Here is a 16,420-nt window from a genome sequence, read left to right as displayed (position 1 = left end):
GTGTAGTGCCCCTACACGCTACCGGTACAAACCATGAACGACGAACGCTTCGAGTGTTGTATCTGTCACCAGCCTCAATCGCCCCCTTACCACATTCTCGGTGGACGCATCTACTGCGCGCGCCATTACGCGATCGTTAACAAACCGCATCGCGGTTTCTGGCAGGCAGGTTTGATCCAGATTATCGGTATGGCAGCGTTGAGCGCGGCGCTGGCCGGTTTGGGCAATGTCATCGGCCCGCTCAGCGGCCTGCCCCTATTCCTCGCTGGCATTGTGCTGTCGGTCTTGCCGGCAGCGCTCTGGCTTATCTTCTTCTACCAACAAGATCGACTCGAACCTGAACCGAAACGAGGCATTATTGCCGTCTTGCTGACTGCGCTCTTCCTTACCGATGTGATTGGGCGGCGCGCCGTCGAAGAGTGGTGGCGTCTGAGCGCGTGGTCAACCTTCGATACAACCACCTCACTACTGGCCGCGCTCTGCATTCTGGGGCCGCTGCGCCAGGTTATCGCTTATGTGGCGGTGCGAGCAATTGTTTACGCGACGCCTGAATTTGACGAACGAATGGACGGGATTGTCTACGGAACGGTCGCCGGACTGGGAGTTGCCACGCTGCTGAACTTGCGTTACATCCTGGCCAGCGAAGGGATTGTCTTGACCGCTGGCGTGATTGCGACCGCGACCACGGCGCTTGCCCAGGCCAGTTTTGGCGGCTTGATGGGCTATGTCATGGCCGAAGCGAAATTCAGCCATCGTCCGCTCTGGTTTGTTCCGCTCGGGTTTGCGATCATCGCAGCGCTCAACGGGTTGGTGAGCTGGTTCATCGCTGAAGTGAGCGCTGTTGGTCTAACGGTCGATCCATGGCGCTCTTTGTGGTTGGGAGTGGCAGTAGCAGTGCTGGCCTACCTGACGCTGATCGGATTGATCCGTCGCAGTATCTCGGTCACACTACAGCGCTCTCCTTGAAACGAAAGCGCAGATACCGTATAGCCAGCGCTACGCATTGTTCACAAACGTTGATCCTCGCGGCAGGAGGTCAGGATGATCGGTCGAGTTGGCAACGAACAAGTCTGGCGGTTGCGACTCTGGAATAAAGACCTGGGAGTGGCCCTGATCACGGCGCTGGCGCTGCTGGCCGGCACGTTACTGATGTGGCGCACCGAAACGGCGACACGCCCGTTTAGCAGCCCTGACAACAGCCTGAGCCTGGCTTACCCTGCCCGGTGGGTGAGTGTCGACTCGCTCAGCGATCTGCTACTCAAAGTCGAAGATCCGCAGACAGTCAGCTTGTTTAAAACCACGTTGAGCGTAGAACAACGCGACATTGATCCAAACAATCCCCCCACCTTGCAGGCATTGCTTGACCGCCGGGTTGAAGAGCGCAGCCTGCTCACGGCGTACCACTTCTTGAGTGAAACCGAGACGACAGTGGCAGGAACACGGGCAATTGTCAGCGATTTTGCCTATGTCGTGCAACCGATTGACGAGCCGCGCCGTCCGGCGCTACCGGTCGTGGTGAGGGCGCGCGAATACATTTTCGTCACAGCCAATCACTCGTTCTACCTTACCCTGGCCGCGCCAGCCGATGAATTTGATCGACTTACCGACACGTTCGCGCGCATTATTGCTTCGGTGGAGGCACCATGAACGATCCGGTCGATCCCCTTGCCCGACAGAGCTGGAAACCCGGCGATCCTGCTGACAGCGCTGCGCCGCTGCCTGAACCAGAGCTGCCACGCGCGGCCTTGCTCAGGGTAAGCCGCAGCGGCGGCCTGCGGTTTCAATCGCATACGATCACGATCTACCGCAATGGTCTGGTCATCAGCGATAAGCGGGCGCGTCGTCCGCGTTTCCTGGCTTCGCTCGCATTCACCCGCCTGTATCACACTCTGTTGCAGACCCGCCCTTTTCGCCTTCCTCACTGCATCGAATCGGGCCCGGACAGTTATGTCTACACTATTCAAGCTCGCATCGGCGAACGGATGTGCCGGTTTGAAGTAAGCGCGCATCATACTTTGCCCGCAGTGCGCGCATTGCTACGGCAGTTACGCCTGGCGGGGTTGTGAACGCATGATGGCAGCGCAAGGTCACTCATCGGTGTCAACCACTAAAATAAACCCCGGCCGGCAAGCGCTGATACCCGTTTCGGCGTCAATCTAAACCGTTTTCATGGTATGCTGCCCGCAAGCGAGTCTGGCTGCGCAGGTGTTTGCGCTGCCGGCAATATCACAAGGAGGTGACTGAAATGAATATCACCGATCTGAAATTACTCCAATCACTGCGAAGCCACCCTTCGCTGACCATTACCCTGCCGACGCATCGCACCTCTCCCGCCAACAAACAAGATCCGATCCGGGTGAAGAATCTGGTCACTACTGCCACCAACCGGCTCATCGACACCTACGACAAACGCGCAGTGGAACCGATCTTGCGCCGGTTGGAGCTATTAGTCAACGACATCGACTATCGTTACACCCTCGACGGCATGGCAATCTTTGTTAATCGAGATACCGCGTTGTGGTACATGACACCCTTCCCCCTGAAAGAGCGTGTCATCGTTGATGAAACCTTCTACACCCGCGATCTGGTCTACGCTATGAATCGCGCGCCACGTTACTGGGTGCTGGCCTTGAGCGAGAAGCCAACTCGCCTGTTTGAAGGCACTCGCGAAACGTTGCAAGAGGTCGAAACCGGAGGCTTTCCCATGGCTCATCTTGGGCCAGGTGGCGCGCGCGGCATTCCCAACGATCCGGCGATCAATCAGTCTGCCTACCGCGATGAGCATCACCGGATCTTCTTTCGCCAGGTCGATGAAGCGTTGGCGCCGTTTATGGCCGACGACCCCCTCCCACTGGCATTAGCCGGCGTTGATCGCTACCTGGCCTTTTTCCGCGAAGTCAGCAAGCATAGCGATGCAATTATCGCCACCCTGACCGGCAACTACGACAATGCCAGCGCGCATGATCTGGGACAACTGATCTGGCCGATTGTTGAAAGTAATCTGCAACACCGACGCCAACAAGTCTTGCGTGAGCTAGAGGCAGCCATTGGCGGACAACGATACGCCTCCACGATTGGCGAGGTCTGGCGGTTTGCCCGCGAGGGTCGCGTGATGAGCTTGCTGGTAGAAGAGAACTACCATCAGCCGGCACTGGTTGATGAGAGCGGATTTCGGCTAACCCTCATTGATGAACCAACCACACCCGAGGCGCTCGACGATGCGGTTGATGAGATCATTGCGACAGTGATCGATCGCGGCGGCAAGGTGGTCTTTCTTGCCGATGGTTCTCTTTCTGCGCATCAGTGCATCGCTGCCATTTTGCGCTACTGACCGGTAACCAACCCTTATGCGAGGCTGGGCGCGGCAACACGGCTGATTGGTTGCAACCGCCGCGCTCGCCAGCCACAACCTGTTCGCCGCATTACCCCTGACAATGCTTCCATCCAGGTGAGTAAAACGCCCCACTGCCGGGTTTGCTCCGCTCTCTGGTATAATGGAAAGTATGAGCGAAACGATTACCTTTGCCGAGATTGCGCGGCTACCCACTTCTTACAACGTCGCGCACATTCGTATTGAACCAAATATCATTCTCGCCCCGATGGCTGGGGTCACCGATAGCATCTTTCGCCGGATGATTCTGCGCCTTGGCGGTTGCGGTCTGGTCAGCACCGAAATGACCAATGCGGCCAGTGTCAGCCCGAAAGCGCTTCGTCGTCATCGCCTGCTTGACTACTTGCCCGAAGAGCGCCCACTGACGATGCAGATTTCGGGTAACGATCCCGATCTGGTAGCCAACGCCGCTCGCGTGGTCGAGCAGCTTGGCGCAGACATCATCGACATCAACTGCGGCTGCCCCTCACCCAAAGTCACCGGTGGCGGCCATGGTTCGGCGCTCCTGCGCGATCTCCCGAAGATGGAGCGGCTTTTGCGCGCCGTGCGGGCCGCCGTGCAGATTCCGGTGACGCTCAAGTTTCGTGCCGGATGGGACGAGCAGAGTCTCAACTACATCGAAGCGGCGCAACGGGCCGAAGCCGCCGGCGTGTCGGCCTTAGCCCTCCATCCGCGCACGCGCGAGCAAGGGTACAAAGGGCAGGCCGATTGGTCACGGGTTGCTGAAGTTAAACGCGCCGTCTCCATTCCGGTCATCGGGAGCGGCGATGTGACCAGTGCCAGCGATGCACTGATCCGATTACGCGACTATGGCGTCGATGGTGTCATGATCGGGCGAGGCGCGATTGCCAATCCGTGGATCTTTCGCCAGATTGCCGATCTGCGCCGCGGCGTTGCGCCGTTTGAGCCAACTCCGGCTGACAAGTGCAATCTGCTGCTGGAATACATGGACATCTGCGCCGAAGAATTGCCAGAACGACTGGCGCTCAATAAGATCAAGCAATTGATCGGGCAGTTTTACATTGGGCTACCCGGCAGCAATCATCTGCGTGTCGCTGTGCATACCGCCACCCGTCTCGACGCGGCGCGTGACGCAATTGAGCGCTTCTTCGCGCCCTATCTTGAAATGATAGTCACGACGCCGACAACAATGGCTGCGAATCAGGCAATGCGGTGAGAGGAGGATCGACAACCGCGCTCAGGCAGACACAGCGGCGCAACGATAACACACTATGCACGACGGCTATCTCTTCACACTGGGAATTTGCGGTAGCGCAGACGAAGATGATCCGGCGCCAGAGCTGCTCAGCGCGTTACTCGGCGCATTGCCACCGGTCAAGCGCGCCGCATTTCTCGGTGTGTTGCCGTTCGAGCAGCCCGATCCTCTGCTCACCGACATCATCGCCGATATGACCGATGCCGAGCTGATCGTGATCGTGGCGCCGGCTACCACGCCACAACTACCGACCCGTCTCAATACGCTCTTATGCGCTGCGACTGCCGCTCGAATCAATGGCCGCTACGCCTTCATCGCTGCCATCGGCCAGCATGCCGGCGCGATCTTGCGCCAGATCCATACCGCTGCCACTGCCTGCGGCCTGATTGTTGCCGGCGCTCACGCCATGACCGATAACCAGCCACCACCGCTGGAAGAAGTGCGCGCCGCTTATGCAATCGCGCGCGCAACGCTCGCGCCTGACGCTTTGCCATAAGAGTCGCTGCGCGCAGGCTGAATCAAACATCACCGTCCGTCGTCTGGAAAGATAAACTCACACCATCGCCCGGTCTCATTCTCAGTACGTGAAGCCTTGCAACATTAACCGTCATATGATTACCCCGCGCATTCCCGCCAACAAAATCTGGCTTGCCGATGAAGCGATCTACTACCTGCTGGCTCGCCCGGCCCTCAAACGCAGCTTCGATCACATCTGGTTTGCGCAGTATGGCCCGCGGCCCGATCCACGATGTGGGCCATACATCTTCTATCTCAACCATTCAGCGTGGTGGGATGGCTACATGATGATGCTCATCCACCGCGCCATTATGCGGCGGTCATTCGACAGTTACCTGATGATGGAAGAGCGGCAATTGCGCGCCTACCGCTTCTTTACCTGGTGTGGCGCATTTTCGGTTGAGCGGCGCGATCCCGATGACGCGCAACGGTCGCAAATCTATGCCGCCAATCTGTTGCGCGAACGACGCGATCGGGCGCTCTACATCTTTCCTCAGGGCCGCATCGAGGCCAACGACTACCGGCCACTCACCATCTACCCCGGCATTGCCCGCATCGCTGCCCTGGTTGGCGAAGTCACCCTTTGTCCGATTGCATTGCGCTACGAATTTCTGGGACAACAATGGCCGCACGCCTTCGTGCAGATCGGGCCATCGCATCCACCGGCCAGCCAGGACGACATCGAAGCGATCAGGACAGATGTCGCCAGGCGACTCACCGAAGCGGTTGACACGCTGCGCGCAGACGTAATCGAGCAGCGGCTTGGCCGTTTTCAGCCGCTGCTTGCCGGACGCTGGGGCATCGACCGCGCGTGGGATACGATCAAGGGTTGGTTTCAGCGACGCGGCGCAAACGACGGGCCAGCCGCGGAAGCAGCCAATCGCCTGCGAGCACGAGCATGATCAGTCCGCCAATCAAAGCCGGCAGTGCCTGCCCACGAGCCAGATTGACAACCACAAACATGGTAAGGTTTGTCAAATAGAGTGCCGGTGGCAGCCATGGCATATAGTGGTGAGAAGGATGCTGGCGCAATGCCGCCTGACGTCGCAGCGTCAACAACACCCAGGACAAGATCAGACTTGTCACCCACCAGGCAACAAAATTAGAGACCGGAATGCCATAATAGAACCCGGTTTCGTCGCTCATCCAGACCCAATAGCGATTGATATAGACGGCAAACGGTTCAATGGTTACGTCAAGCAATAACGCAAACGAAGCCGCCGTCAAAACCCGGGTTGGACTCATCAGGCGGTCATCAAGTGGGCGTCCATCACGATTAAGGATCCGCTCAGCAACGCCCACCGCAGCGACGACAATCAGCAGCCAGGCAAACGGGATTGCCAGCGGCACAACCCCGAAGATCTGGGGCTGCAACACATCGGTATAGGAATAGAAGCCGAAGGGAAAACCGGTCGTGGCGCCGATATGTTCGACAGCCCACGAAATGACCAGGATCAATCCGGCAGCCAGCGCCCCCCATCCCCGATAGCGCGCGGTCAGCCAGACCCCCATCAGCGCCCCTTGCAGGATCAACAGGGCGCCACCCATCCAGGTTCCCCATACGGGAACCTTGTCGAGAGCCACCAGAACGATTGCAAATGGATAGATAAAGAGATAAATCGCGAGGAGAGCAACCACGCTACGGCGAAGCTGAAGTAGTAAAGACTGATCAGAAAGCATAGTGTAATGTATTCCTGGCAAACGGGTCATACCATTCGGTAGCCCCTGTAGTTGATTATAGATTCGCTTTCATGGCCTGTCAAAGCTGGTCATTTTCCTGGGGCCGACCGAGAAGAAATCCCTTCATTGACAAAACTGTTATTGTGATTGCACGCAATCTGTGCTACACTAAAAATAGGAAAAAAGTACTATAGGCACTGGCGCCACCTCTACCACCCATCATTGCCAGGGCGCAAGATCTGGGGAGGGGTGAACCATGAGGGCAACAATTTCAGAAGGTCAGCCTGTGCGCATCCTTCTGGTTGAGGATGACAACAACATCGGGCGCATTATTGAGCTGGCCATGCGGAGCCTTGGCATTCCCTACGAGTTTGTTTCGGTACTGAGCGCCGAAGAGGGGCTTGAGCGTTGGGAAATGCAACCCTTCGACCTGCTGATTACCGATTACAATCTGCGGGGCATGAATGGGGTGCGATTGATCAAAACCTTGCACGAACGTGGCTACTATCCACCGACACTCATCGTTACTGCTTACGACTCGGCGGAAGTGCGGCGAGCTGCCGCTGAAGCGGAAGTAGATTCCTATATGACCAAGCCCTTCTTCATCGATGAATTGATCGAGCGGATCAAGCAGCTTCTGCCCACGGCCTACATTGTCCGCGAACGCGCGATCAATAGCTAAAGGCGACGCAGCGAATGGATCTGCGTCGCCTTGCCGATCAATCTAACAGGGCTGGAGTGCGGTGGAGGGGTAGCAGGCCGGCAGCGACCTGCTCTGGTGTTGGCAATGCTGACTCAGCCGGTTTATCCGAAGCAGCCAGCAACAATGCACCTTGCGCCTGCAACTGCTGTCCCAGAGTGAATAGTTCACCGCTCAAGGTTAGCCGACCATCAGCCATACGCGCTGCCGTCGTAACCAGTTCGACACGGCGAAACTGCGTAAACGGCGTCGGATCACCGGCTTCTATCCGCTCAATTAACTGCCGGCGCAGCGCCTCTAATTCAGCAGGAACCTGCTGAGCGGCGATCAGCAATTCCAGGAGTGTCGGCGTCAAACCGGCGGCAAGTTGCACCTCGATAGCCGGCAAATCAAACACGTCAATAGTGGCAAAGATGGTCATTGCTACCGTGTAGTCTTGATTATCGAGCGTAATCGGATGCCACTCACGCCGACACAATTCAGCGTAATTCCGTCGAAATAGACTGCGATCAAATCGATTGCCCAGCAATTCAGTAGCGACGATAACGGCAGCCTCAGCGCGGGCATCATCGATCGCCCCGTCGGAACGACCACGCGGCCCCAGCAACGTCTTGTCGATATCGATCAACACGGCAGTGCGAGACCAATCCACCCCTTGTGCAGTGAGTTCGGCTGCCCATTGGTGCGCCAGCGCCCAGCGGGTAGCCGAGGCAACGCCATCGACCCATTCGAGCGTGGCCGGCGCTACCGGGCGATCAACCCCGATAAAACCGTATGCAGCTACCTCGCCAACGCGCTGCAAATGAACTGTTAGCAAGCGATCATTGTCAGTATCGCCAATGACCACAACGGTTGTCAGCGGCAACCCATTGCGCAACGCCTGCGCTGCTCGCGCCAGAGCCAGGATCACATGGGCATAGGCCATGTCGCGTTTGCGTGGGGTGACATTGGCCGGCAAGCCGAGCACAGTGCGCAATGTGGCGATACCGGGCAAAGCTGGATCACACGGTTGCAGATCGCGATAGATCACCCGATCATCGGTCAGATCGGCAATTGTCGCCCGCGCATTCATAACCACCCCTGCGCATGCATCAACTCAGCATTCAAGATTGACGCTCCGGCTGCGCCGCGAATCGTATTGTGGCTCAGGGCAATAAGCTTGATGTCAAACAATGAGCAAGGCCGGATCCTCCCCACTACCGTTGCCATGCCGCGACCGGCATCACGATCACGACGCGGCTGAGGACGGTCAGGCTCATCGCGCACAATGATCGGCTGCTCAGGCGCGGTAGGCAGACGTAGCTCCTGCGGTAGACTGCGGAAATTGCGCAATACTGCTGCAACTTCATCAGGACTTGCCTTGCGCTCAAGCTCGATCGACAGACAGACCAGATGACCTTCGAGCACCGGTACCCGATTGCAGTGGGCCGAAGTGGTAAAGCTGGCCGGCACAATCGTCTCGTCACGCAACTGACCCAGCATCTTTTGTGGTTCCACTTCGAGTTTCGGCTCTTCACCTCCGATGTACGGGATCACATTATCAATGGCATCGTAGCCAGGCACACCCGGATAGCCGGCGCCTGACAACGCCTGCATACTGACCAGCGCCATGCGACGCACCCCGAAGTGGTCGAGGAGCGGACGCAGCACCATCGTAGCCGGCGTCGATGTGCAGTTGGGATTGGTAACAATTGCGCCTGACCAGCCACGCTTGCGGCGTTGCACCGGGATCAACTGCAAATGATCGGGATTCACTTCGGGGATGACCAGCGGCACATCTGGCTCCATGCGATGGTTGGAAGCATTGGAGCAGACGATATGACCGGCAGTGGCCAACCGTTGTTCGATGGGGCCGGCTACATTGCTCGGCAACGCCGAGAAGACCAGTTGCGCGGGCAGATCGGCTTCTTCATCGAGCACGGTCAGATCGGCCACCGCTGCCGGCATCGGTGTATCGAGCACCCAGCGGCATACGTCACGATATTTCTTGCCAGCGCTGCGCTCGCTGCCGGTCAGCGCCACAACCTTGAAGAGTGGATGGTCGGCGAGCAATTGAATAAAACGCTGGCCCACTGCGCCGGTGGCGCCTAATACTGCAACCGGAATCACAGTCATCTGAGACCTCCTGTCGATTGAACACAATCGTCTACATTATACCCAAGCACGAACGATTGCATAAACAACTACCTGTGGTTATTATTTGACAACATTTGTTGCGAAAAAAGCCGGGAAAAGTATGGCATTTCTCCCTGCGATGTTGTATAATCTACGTGAGATCTGAAACATTTTTCATCTTCGACCTCGATACTGTGCTCCTCCCACGACGCAGGAGTCGTTATTTTGCCCCGATTGTCTATGTGATCACTGACGATCACGCAGGAAGGAGCAGCCCTATGATCGACCCGCACGTCAAACGCTTGTTAGAGCACGTGCTCGACACGCCAACCAAGCTGCACTTACTCCTGATGTTTCACGAACATCCACGCTCTGAGTTAACGGCAGCGGCAATTGCCGAGCGGCTCTTCCGTGATATTTGGAGTGTACAACATGCGCTTGACGAATTAACACTTGCCGGTTTCCTCTCGGTTACCAATACCGTTGGCGGGCAGCCAGTCTATCGTTATATGCCACCACCAGAATGGCACGAAGCAATTCGGCGGTTGGTGCGCAGCTATAATGATCCGCTTGAACGGGATATGATACAGCGCGCGATTCGTGATCTGGCTGCCTTCGCATCCTTCCGACGGAGCGAACTGGAACGGTTCGAGTTCGCCTGACGATTCGTTGCGGTAACCCGATTGAGTCGGCGCGGGGAATATTCCCCGCGCTGTTGTTATGCTAACACAAATCTAACACCGGCTGGCTTGACTCACAGGAAAACGCTCTCTACAATCGAAAACACACGCACTATAGCGCCGTATTGCGCTTTCATTCTGTGGGATGAGGCGAAAAGCATGAAGGATTACTATCAGGTGTTAGGTGTCAGCCGCTCGGCCAGCGCTGATGAGATCAAACAGGCCTACCGGCGGCTGGCGCGCAAGTACCATCCTGATATAAATCGCGGCGATCCACAGGCCGAGGCGCGGTTTAAAGAGATCAACGAAGCGTATCAGGTGTTGTCTGACCAGGAGCAGCGCGCCAAGTACGATCGTTTCGGCAGCGATTTTCGCCGCTATGAGCAAGCCGGCTTCGGCGGGTTTGACTATGGCAGCCAGGTCGATTTCGCCGACCTGTTTGAAACGCTGTTTGGCACGCGCCACGCTACCGGCGGCGGGTTCAATGTTAGTCTCGATGGTCAAGATGTTGAGCAAGCGGTTGAATTGACGCTCGAAGAGGCCTATAACGGCACTCAACGCACGCTGCAATTTTCCAATCCCAACGGCACTCCGCGCGTGATCACGGTTAAGATACCTGCCGGTATCGATACCGGTAAACGAGTGCGCGTCCCTGGTGAAGGCGCACCCGGTCTCAACGGCGGTCGCCGCGGCGATCTTTATCTTGTGGTGACAGTTAAGCCGCATGCCCAATTCGAGCGCAAGGGCAACGATCTGTACGTTACGGTACCGGTCAGTATGTATACCTTACTGCTCGGCGGGCAGACGCAGATTCGGCTGCTGTCTGGTAAAACGCTGAACCTCAATATTCCGCCTCAAACGCAGAATGGACGTGTCTTTCGGATCAGTGGCCATGGCATGCCGCTCATGCATAGCAACCACTACGGTGATCTTTACGTGACTGTCAGCGCAGTGTTACCTACCAACCTCTCACCTCAGGCCAGGCAGTTGATTGAAGAGTTACGGCGCTTGACGGAAACACCTGGCTGACAGGTGGGCCGCCTTCATTCTCAAACCATCATTTGGCACTTTCGCACAACACAGCTTGACACGCTTGCCCAATTTGCAGTATATTATTTGGAAATAATCCACGAAAACAAAGCTGTTTAACCGTACCGGGTGGTACAGTGGTCACACTCGAAGAGTGAGTGTGGCGTTCGCCTGTATCTTCCATTCGTATTATTCAGTTCAAGTAAATGTGACAGGCTTCGTTGCCAGGAGGCGACTGCTGCAACGCAGCCATATTGTCATCTTTGATGTAAGCGGAAATGCGAGAGCGCGCTCGCCGTTTATCCTCACTGATGAGGAGTGGTGAGCGTGTTTTTATTTTGTCTGTATCTGGATCCGTCTCCAATTAGTGAAGAACAAGGAACGAGCGATGTACCTTCCTGCGCGAGACTCAGCCCGCCTTTACGATCCGCGCTTTGAGCGTGATGCCTGCGGCATTGGCTTCGTAGCCCGCGTTAATGGTCGGGAAGGCCATGATATTCTCGAGCTGGCCCTGACTGCCCTGAGCCGACTTGAGCATCGTGGCGCGGTAGCTGATGATGCCCGCACCGGTGATGGCGCCGGCGTGTTGACGCAATTACCGCGGCGTCTGCTACGCCGCGAGCTGGCCGCTGCCGGCATCACTGTGGCCGATACCGATCTCGCGCTGGGGATGCTCTTCCTTCCCGCCGATCCGACCCAATGCGCTGCGGCTTGCGCGCTGATCGAACAGGCGCTGGCGCGCTATCAATTGCCGCTGCTGCGCTGGCGCGAGGTGCCGATCAATCCTGATGCGCTTGGCGATCGAGCGCGTAGCGCAATGCCCACCATCCGGCAGGTAATCGTTGGCCGTCCCCAGGACCTCGATGATCGCGCCTTCGAACGTGTGATTTTCCTGGCGCGCAAAGCTATGGAGCAGGGATTCCGCCGCGACGGTCTACCTGCTTACATCCCTTCATTTTCGACTCGCACTGTCGTCTATAAAGGTCTCTTGCTCGGCTCGCATCTGGCCGATTTCTACCTCGATCTGCGCGACCCCGATTTCACCACGGCGATCGCCGTTTATCATCAACGCTACAGCACCAATACCTTCCCAACCTGGGATCGCGCGCAGCCGTTCCGCATGCTCTCGCACAATGGCGAGATCAATACGCTACAGGGTAATGTGAACTGGATGCGCGCTCGCGAACTGGCGATTACGTTGCCTGATGACTTCCTGCCTGGCGGCGCGCCACCGATGAGCGATTTGTTGCCGGTGATTGACGAAAACGGATCCGACTCGGCAATGCTCGATAATACCCTTGAGCTGCTGGTTATGGCAGGGCGCGATATTCGCCACGCAGCCGCAATGCTTGTGCCAGAAGCCTGGGAAAAGGTGCCTGATATCGATCCGGCGCTGCGCGCTTTCTATCAGTACCATTCCTGTTTGATCGAACCATGGGACGGCCCGGCGGCATTGGCCTTCTCCGATGGCGTTATCGTCGGCACTTCTCTCGATCGCAACGGCCTGCGACCGGCTCGTTACATCATCACCGATGACGGTCTGGTTGTATCCGGTTCAGAAGTTGGCGCCGTGCCGATCGCCGAAACACGGATCGTCTGTAAAGGCAAACTTGGCCCCGGTCAGATGCTGGCAGTTGATACCGCTGCCGGTCGAATCTATACCGATAGCGAAGTCAAATCGCTGCTGGCTTCCCGCCGCCCCTATTCTGAGTGGTTGAATGAACGTTTGTGTTATCTCCCCACTGAGTTGCCCGCCGTTCCAGCAGAGGAAGAAGAGGATCTTCAACCGTTGCAGATGGCGTTCGGCTATACCTCCGAAGAGCTGAATGTCATCATCAAACCGATGGGTATGACCGGCCACGAACCGGTCGGTTCGATGGGTGATGACACCCCCATTCCTCCACTCTCCCAATGGGAATCAGGTCGCCCGCTGTTCCACTTCTTCAAACAACGCTTTGCCGAAGTGACCAATCCACCTATTGATCCCTTGCGCGAAGAGCTGGTGATGTCGATCAGTATCGGGATCGGACGCCGCCGCTCGATCTTGCTCGAAACGCCAGAGCACGCCCATCTGCTGCAATTGACTTCGCCCTTTTTGACTAATGCCCAACTACAGGCGATCCGTAATCAGACCGATCCGCTGCTCCGCCCGGCAACGATCAGTGCGCTCTTCCCGGCGCGGCATATTACTGCCGAGAGTCTGATCAAGGCGCTCGAGCGGGTGAGCGCCGAAGCGGCTGCCGCAGTTCAGAGCGGCGCAGCAATCGTAATCTTGAGTGATCGCGGTATCGATGCCGATCATGCCGCGTTGCCGATGTTGCTGGCAACCGGCGCTGTTCACCACCACTTGATCCGAACCGGGCTGCGGTCACGGGTGAGCCTGGTGGTTGAAACCGGTGAAGCGCGCGAAGTTCACCATATGGCGACCCTTATCGGCTACGGCGCCGAAGCGATTAATCCGTATCTGGCCATAGCCAGCGTGCGCCGAATCACACTTGAGCGCGATGCCGCGCGTCAGCGCGCCGAACACGGGATGAGCCGCGATCCAGCCAAGCTGCACGCTCATCACCTGGCCGACGAAGCGGAACAGCACTTCATTCATGCGCTCGAAAAGGGGTTGTTGAAGATTATGTCGAAAATGGGCATCTCGACCCTCGACAGCTACTGCGGCGCGCAGATTTTCGAGGCGATCGGTTTGGCCCAAGAGGTGATCGATCGTTGCTTTGTCGGTACCCCTTCGCGCGTTGGCGGTCTCTCGTTTAGCCGTATTGCCCGCGATCTGGACATCCGCCACCGGCGCGCGTTTCAGACCGAGCGAGTGTCGCTGCCCCATCCTGGTTTCTACAAGTTTAAAAAGGATGGCGAATATCACGCCTTCAGTCCGGCAGTGGTGCATGCCCTGCACAAGGCTGTGCGGAATCCACACGCGCTCAATGGCGATAGCACCGGGCCATCACTGAGCAGCGAAGGGTATGCGGTTTATCGCGCCTACGCCGACCTGGTTAATAACCGACCTCCGGTTGAGCCACGCGACTTGCTGGAGTTTGTGCCAGCCGGCCCACCAGTGCCAATCGATGAGGTCGAACCCATCGAGTCGATCGTGAAGCGGTTTTCGACGGCGGCGATGAGCCATGGCTCGACCAGTTCAGAAGCGCATGAGACACTTTCAATCGCCATGAATCGGCTGGGCGCGATGGCAAACAGCGGCGAGGGTGGCGAAGCGCCTGAACGGTATCACGACGAGCGCAATTCACGGATCAAGCAGGTGGCATCGGGGCGGTTTGGCGTGACGCCAGCCTATCTCGCCAGCGCCAGCGAGTTGCAGATCAAGATGGCGCAAGGCGCAAAACCGGGTGAAGGCGGGCAGTTGCCCGGTCACAAGGTGAATGAAGAAATTGCGCGTATCCGACACACGGTGCCCGGCGTGGCATTGATTAGCCCACCACCGCATCACGACATCTATAGCATTGAGGATCTGGCGCAATTGATCTACGACCTCAAACAGGTCAACCCGAATGCGCGCGTCTCGGTCAAACTGGTCGCGACGACCGGCGTCGGCACGGTGGCCGCGGGCGTAGCGAAGGGGTATGCCGATACGATCCTGATCAGCGGTCATTCTGGCGGCACCGGCGCCTCGCCGCTCAGCAGCATCAAGAATGCCGGTATACCGTGGGAATTGGGCCTGGCTGAAACCCAACAGACATTGATCTTAAACGGTTTGCGTGAGCGAGTGCGGCTGCGCGCTGACGGCGGCCTGAAGACGGGGCGTGATGTGGTCATGGCTGCGCTGCTCGGCGCCGATGAATTCTCGTTTGGCACGGCAGCGCTAGTTGCCGAGGGCTGTATTATGGCTCGCGCCTGCCACAACAATACCTGTCCGGTTGGGATCGCTACCCAACGTGGTGACTTGCGGGCCAAATTCCCCGGCAAGCCGGAAATGGTCATGGCTTTCTTCCGCTACCTCGCGCAAGAAGTGCGTGAGATCCTGGCCAGTCTGGGCTTGCGGTCAATTGAGGAAGCGGTTGGGCGCACCGATCTGCTACGCCAACGCCAGACCGGGGTGGAAAGCGCCGATCTGCTCGATATGACGCCGGTATTGGGCGCGGCAACATTGATCGGACAAGGCCCGATCCGACATGGCGGCAAACCGAACGCTCTTCCGCCTGAAGAGAGCCTGAACGACCGGATTATGCGCGATACGGCCAGCGCGCTGGAAGCCAGCGGGCCGGTACAGTTGCAGTACCCGATCAACAACTGCGACCGTTCGGTTGGCGCGCGCCTGGCTGGCGCGATTGGACAGCTCTACGGCGACAAGGGGTTGCCTGCCAATACCATCGTGATTACCTTCTATGGTCACGCTGGCCAGAGCTTTGGCGCCTTTAATGCGCCGGGGGTCACACTGCGTCTGATAGGCGATGCCAACGACTACGTGGGCAAAGGCATGGCCGGCGGGATCATCACGATTGCGCCCCCACCCGACGCGCAGTACGTCTGGCACGAGAACGTCATTGCCGGCAACACCCTGCTCTACGGAGCAACCGGTGGCGAATTGTACGCGGCTGGTCGGGTTGGTGAGAGATTTGCAGTGCGTAATTCGGGCGCGACAGCAGTGGTGGAAGGAATTGGCGATCACGGTTGCGAATACATGACCGGTGGCACCGTAGTCGTACTCGGTTCGACCGGACGCAACTTCGGCGCCGGCATGACCGGTGGTATTGCGTATGTCCTTGACGAATACGCGACGCTGGCTCAGCGCTACAATCCGCAACTGATTGAGCTACGCCCGCTCAGCGAACGCGATGAGCTGCGAGTGCGCGAACTGATCCGTCGCCATGTAGAATTGACCAAGAGTCCGCGTGGGAGTGAGATCTTGGCCCGCTGGGATCGCTACCGCAATCTTTTCCTGGTCGCGCGGCCACGCGATGCAGTGGCTCAGATTGAAGCCGCTGCCGAAGGCACTGAAGAGCCGGTCAAAGCCCATGCAGCGTAGATCCTTGCCGAATAATGGCAGACGGGATAGAGTTTCTATCCCGTCTGTCAGCTTTTTATCAGCTTGCAGATGGGTCAGTTCGTGGTAAGATAAAGCGCCATGA

14 protein-coding genes are annotated in these 16,420 nt (G+C 57.6%); 11 read left to right on the top strand and 3 right to left on the bottom strand.

Annotation, left to right across the window (positions count from 1 at the left end; genetic code table 11):
- Positions 1–33: 33 nt before the first annotated feature.
- From Q0650_RS05195 to Q0650_RS05165, 7 genes are all read left to right on the top strand, one after another.
- On the top strand, positions 34–966 hold the full coding sequence (locus Q0650_RS05195; protein WP_298816607.1) for a PrsW family glutamic-type intramembrane protease: 933 nt from the start codon (positions 34–36) through the stop codon (positions 964–966).
- 75 nt (positions 967–1,041) lie between these two features.
- Positions 1,042–1,647, top strand: a complete 606-nt coding sequence (locus Q0650_RS05190; RefSeq protein ID WP_298816605.1) for a hypothetical protein — start codon at positions 1,042–1,044, stop codon at positions 1,645–1,647.
- Positions 1,644–2,066, top strand: coding sequence for a hypothetical protein (locus Q0650_RS05185; protein WP_298816603.1), 423 nt, complete (start codon positions 1,644–1,646; stop codon positions 2,064–2,066). Before Q0650_RS05190 ends, Q0650_RS05185 begins: the two co-directional genes overlap by 4 nt.
- A gap of 179 nt (positions 2,067–2,245) precedes the next feature.
- Positions 2,246–3,331: a hypothetical protein gene (locus Q0650_RS05180; RefSeq protein ID WP_298816601.1), complete on the top strand. Its 1,086-nt coding sequence runs from the start codon at positions 2,246–2,248 to the stop codon at positions 3,329–3,331.
- 172 nt (positions 3,332–3,503) lie between these two features.
- Complete coding sequence (dusB, locus tag Q0650_RS05175; RefSeq protein WP_298816598.1) at positions 3,504–4,568, top strand: tRNA dihydrouridine synthase DusB; 1,065 nt, start codon at positions 3,504–3,506, stop codon at positions 4,566–4,568.
- A gap of 55 nt (positions 4,569–4,623) precedes the next feature.
- Positions 4,624–5,103, top strand: a complete 480-nt coding sequence (locus tag Q0650_RS05170; protein ID WP_298816597.1) for a hypothetical protein — start codon at positions 4,624–4,626, stop codon at positions 5,101–5,103.
- Between the two features lie 115 nt (positions 5,104–5,218).
- Complete coding sequence (locus Q0650_RS05165) at positions 5,219–6,025, top strand: lysophospholipid acyltransferase family protein (protein ID WP_298816595.1); 807 nt, start codon at positions 5,219–5,221, stop codon at positions 6,023–6,025.
- On the opposite strand, the gene Q0650_RS05160 is transcribed toward Q0650_RS05165, so the two are convergent.
- The gene (locus Q0650_RS05160; RefSeq protein WP_298816593.1) at positions 5,946–6,803 is read right to left on the bottom strand and encodes a carotenoid biosynthesis protein; all 858 of its coding nucleotides are present in this window, start codon (positions 6,801–6,803) and stop codon (positions 5,946–5,948) included. The two genes, Q0650_RS05165 and Q0650_RS05160, sit on opposite strands and share 80 nt — an antisense overlap.
- A gap of 286 nt (positions 6,804–7,089) precedes the next feature.
- Here Q0650_RS05160 and Q0650_RS05155 point away from each other — a divergent pair, with 286 nt between their 5' ends.
- Positions 7,090–7,485, top strand: coding sequence for a response regulator (locus tag Q0650_RS05155; RefSeq protein ID WP_298816591.1), 396 nt, complete (start codon positions 7,090–7,092; stop codon positions 7,483–7,485).
- 37 nt (positions 7,486–7,522) lie between these two features.
- On the opposite strand, the gene Q0650_RS05150 is transcribed toward Q0650_RS05155, so the two are convergent.
- Both Q0650_RS05150 and asd read right to left on the bottom strand, forming a co-directional pair.
- The gene (locus Q0650_RS05150) at positions 7,523–8,575 is read right to left on the bottom strand and encodes a hypothetical protein (RefSeq protein WP_298816590.1); all 1,053 of its coding nucleotides are present in this window, start codon (positions 8,573–8,575) and stop codon (positions 7,523–7,525) included.
- A complete protein-coding gene (asd, locus tag Q0650_RS05145; RefSeq protein WP_298816589.1) occupies positions 8,572–9,618 on the bottom strand; it encodes an aspartate-semialdehyde dehydrogenase in 1,047 nt (348 codons plus the stop codon). Before asd ends, Q0650_RS05150 begins: the two co-directional genes overlap by 4 nt.
- A gap of 278 nt (positions 9,619–9,896) precedes the next feature.
- On the opposite strand from asd, the gene Q0650_RS05140 reads away from it, so the two are divergent.
- The 3 genes from Q0650_RS05140 to gltB all read left to right on the top strand — a co-directional run bounded on the left by Q0650_RS05140 (position 9,897) and on the right by gltB (position 16,317).
- The gene (locus Q0650_RS05140) at positions 9,897–10,280 is read left to right on the top strand and encodes a hypothetical protein (protein ID WP_298816587.1); all 384 of its coding nucleotides are present in this window, start codon (positions 9,897–9,899) and stop codon (positions 10,278–10,280) included.
- A 177-nt stretch (positions 10,281–10,457) separates the two neighbouring features.
- Positions 10,458–11,327 carry a J domain-containing protein gene (locus tag Q0650_RS05135; protein WP_298816586.1) on the top strand — a complete coding sequence of 290 codons (870 nt, stop codon included), beginning with the start codon at positions 10,458–10,460 and terminating at the stop codon, positions 11,325–11,327.
- Positions 11,328–11,715: 388 nt separating this feature from the next.
- Positions 11,716–16,317, top strand: a complete 4,602-nt coding sequence (gltB, locus tag Q0650_RS05130) for a glutamate synthase large subunit (RefSeq protein WP_298816585.1) — start codon at positions 11,716–11,718, stop codon at positions 16,315–16,317.
- Positions 16,318–16,420 lie beyond the last annotated feature (103 nt).

The organism is uncultured Chloroflexus sp. (assembly GCF_937129525.1).
In the GTDB taxonomy this organism is placed as follows: Bacteria; Chloroflexota; Chloroflexia; order Chloroflexales; family Chloroflexaceae; genus Chloroflexus.
This window is presented reverse-complemented; position numbering and strand designations above follow the sequence as displayed.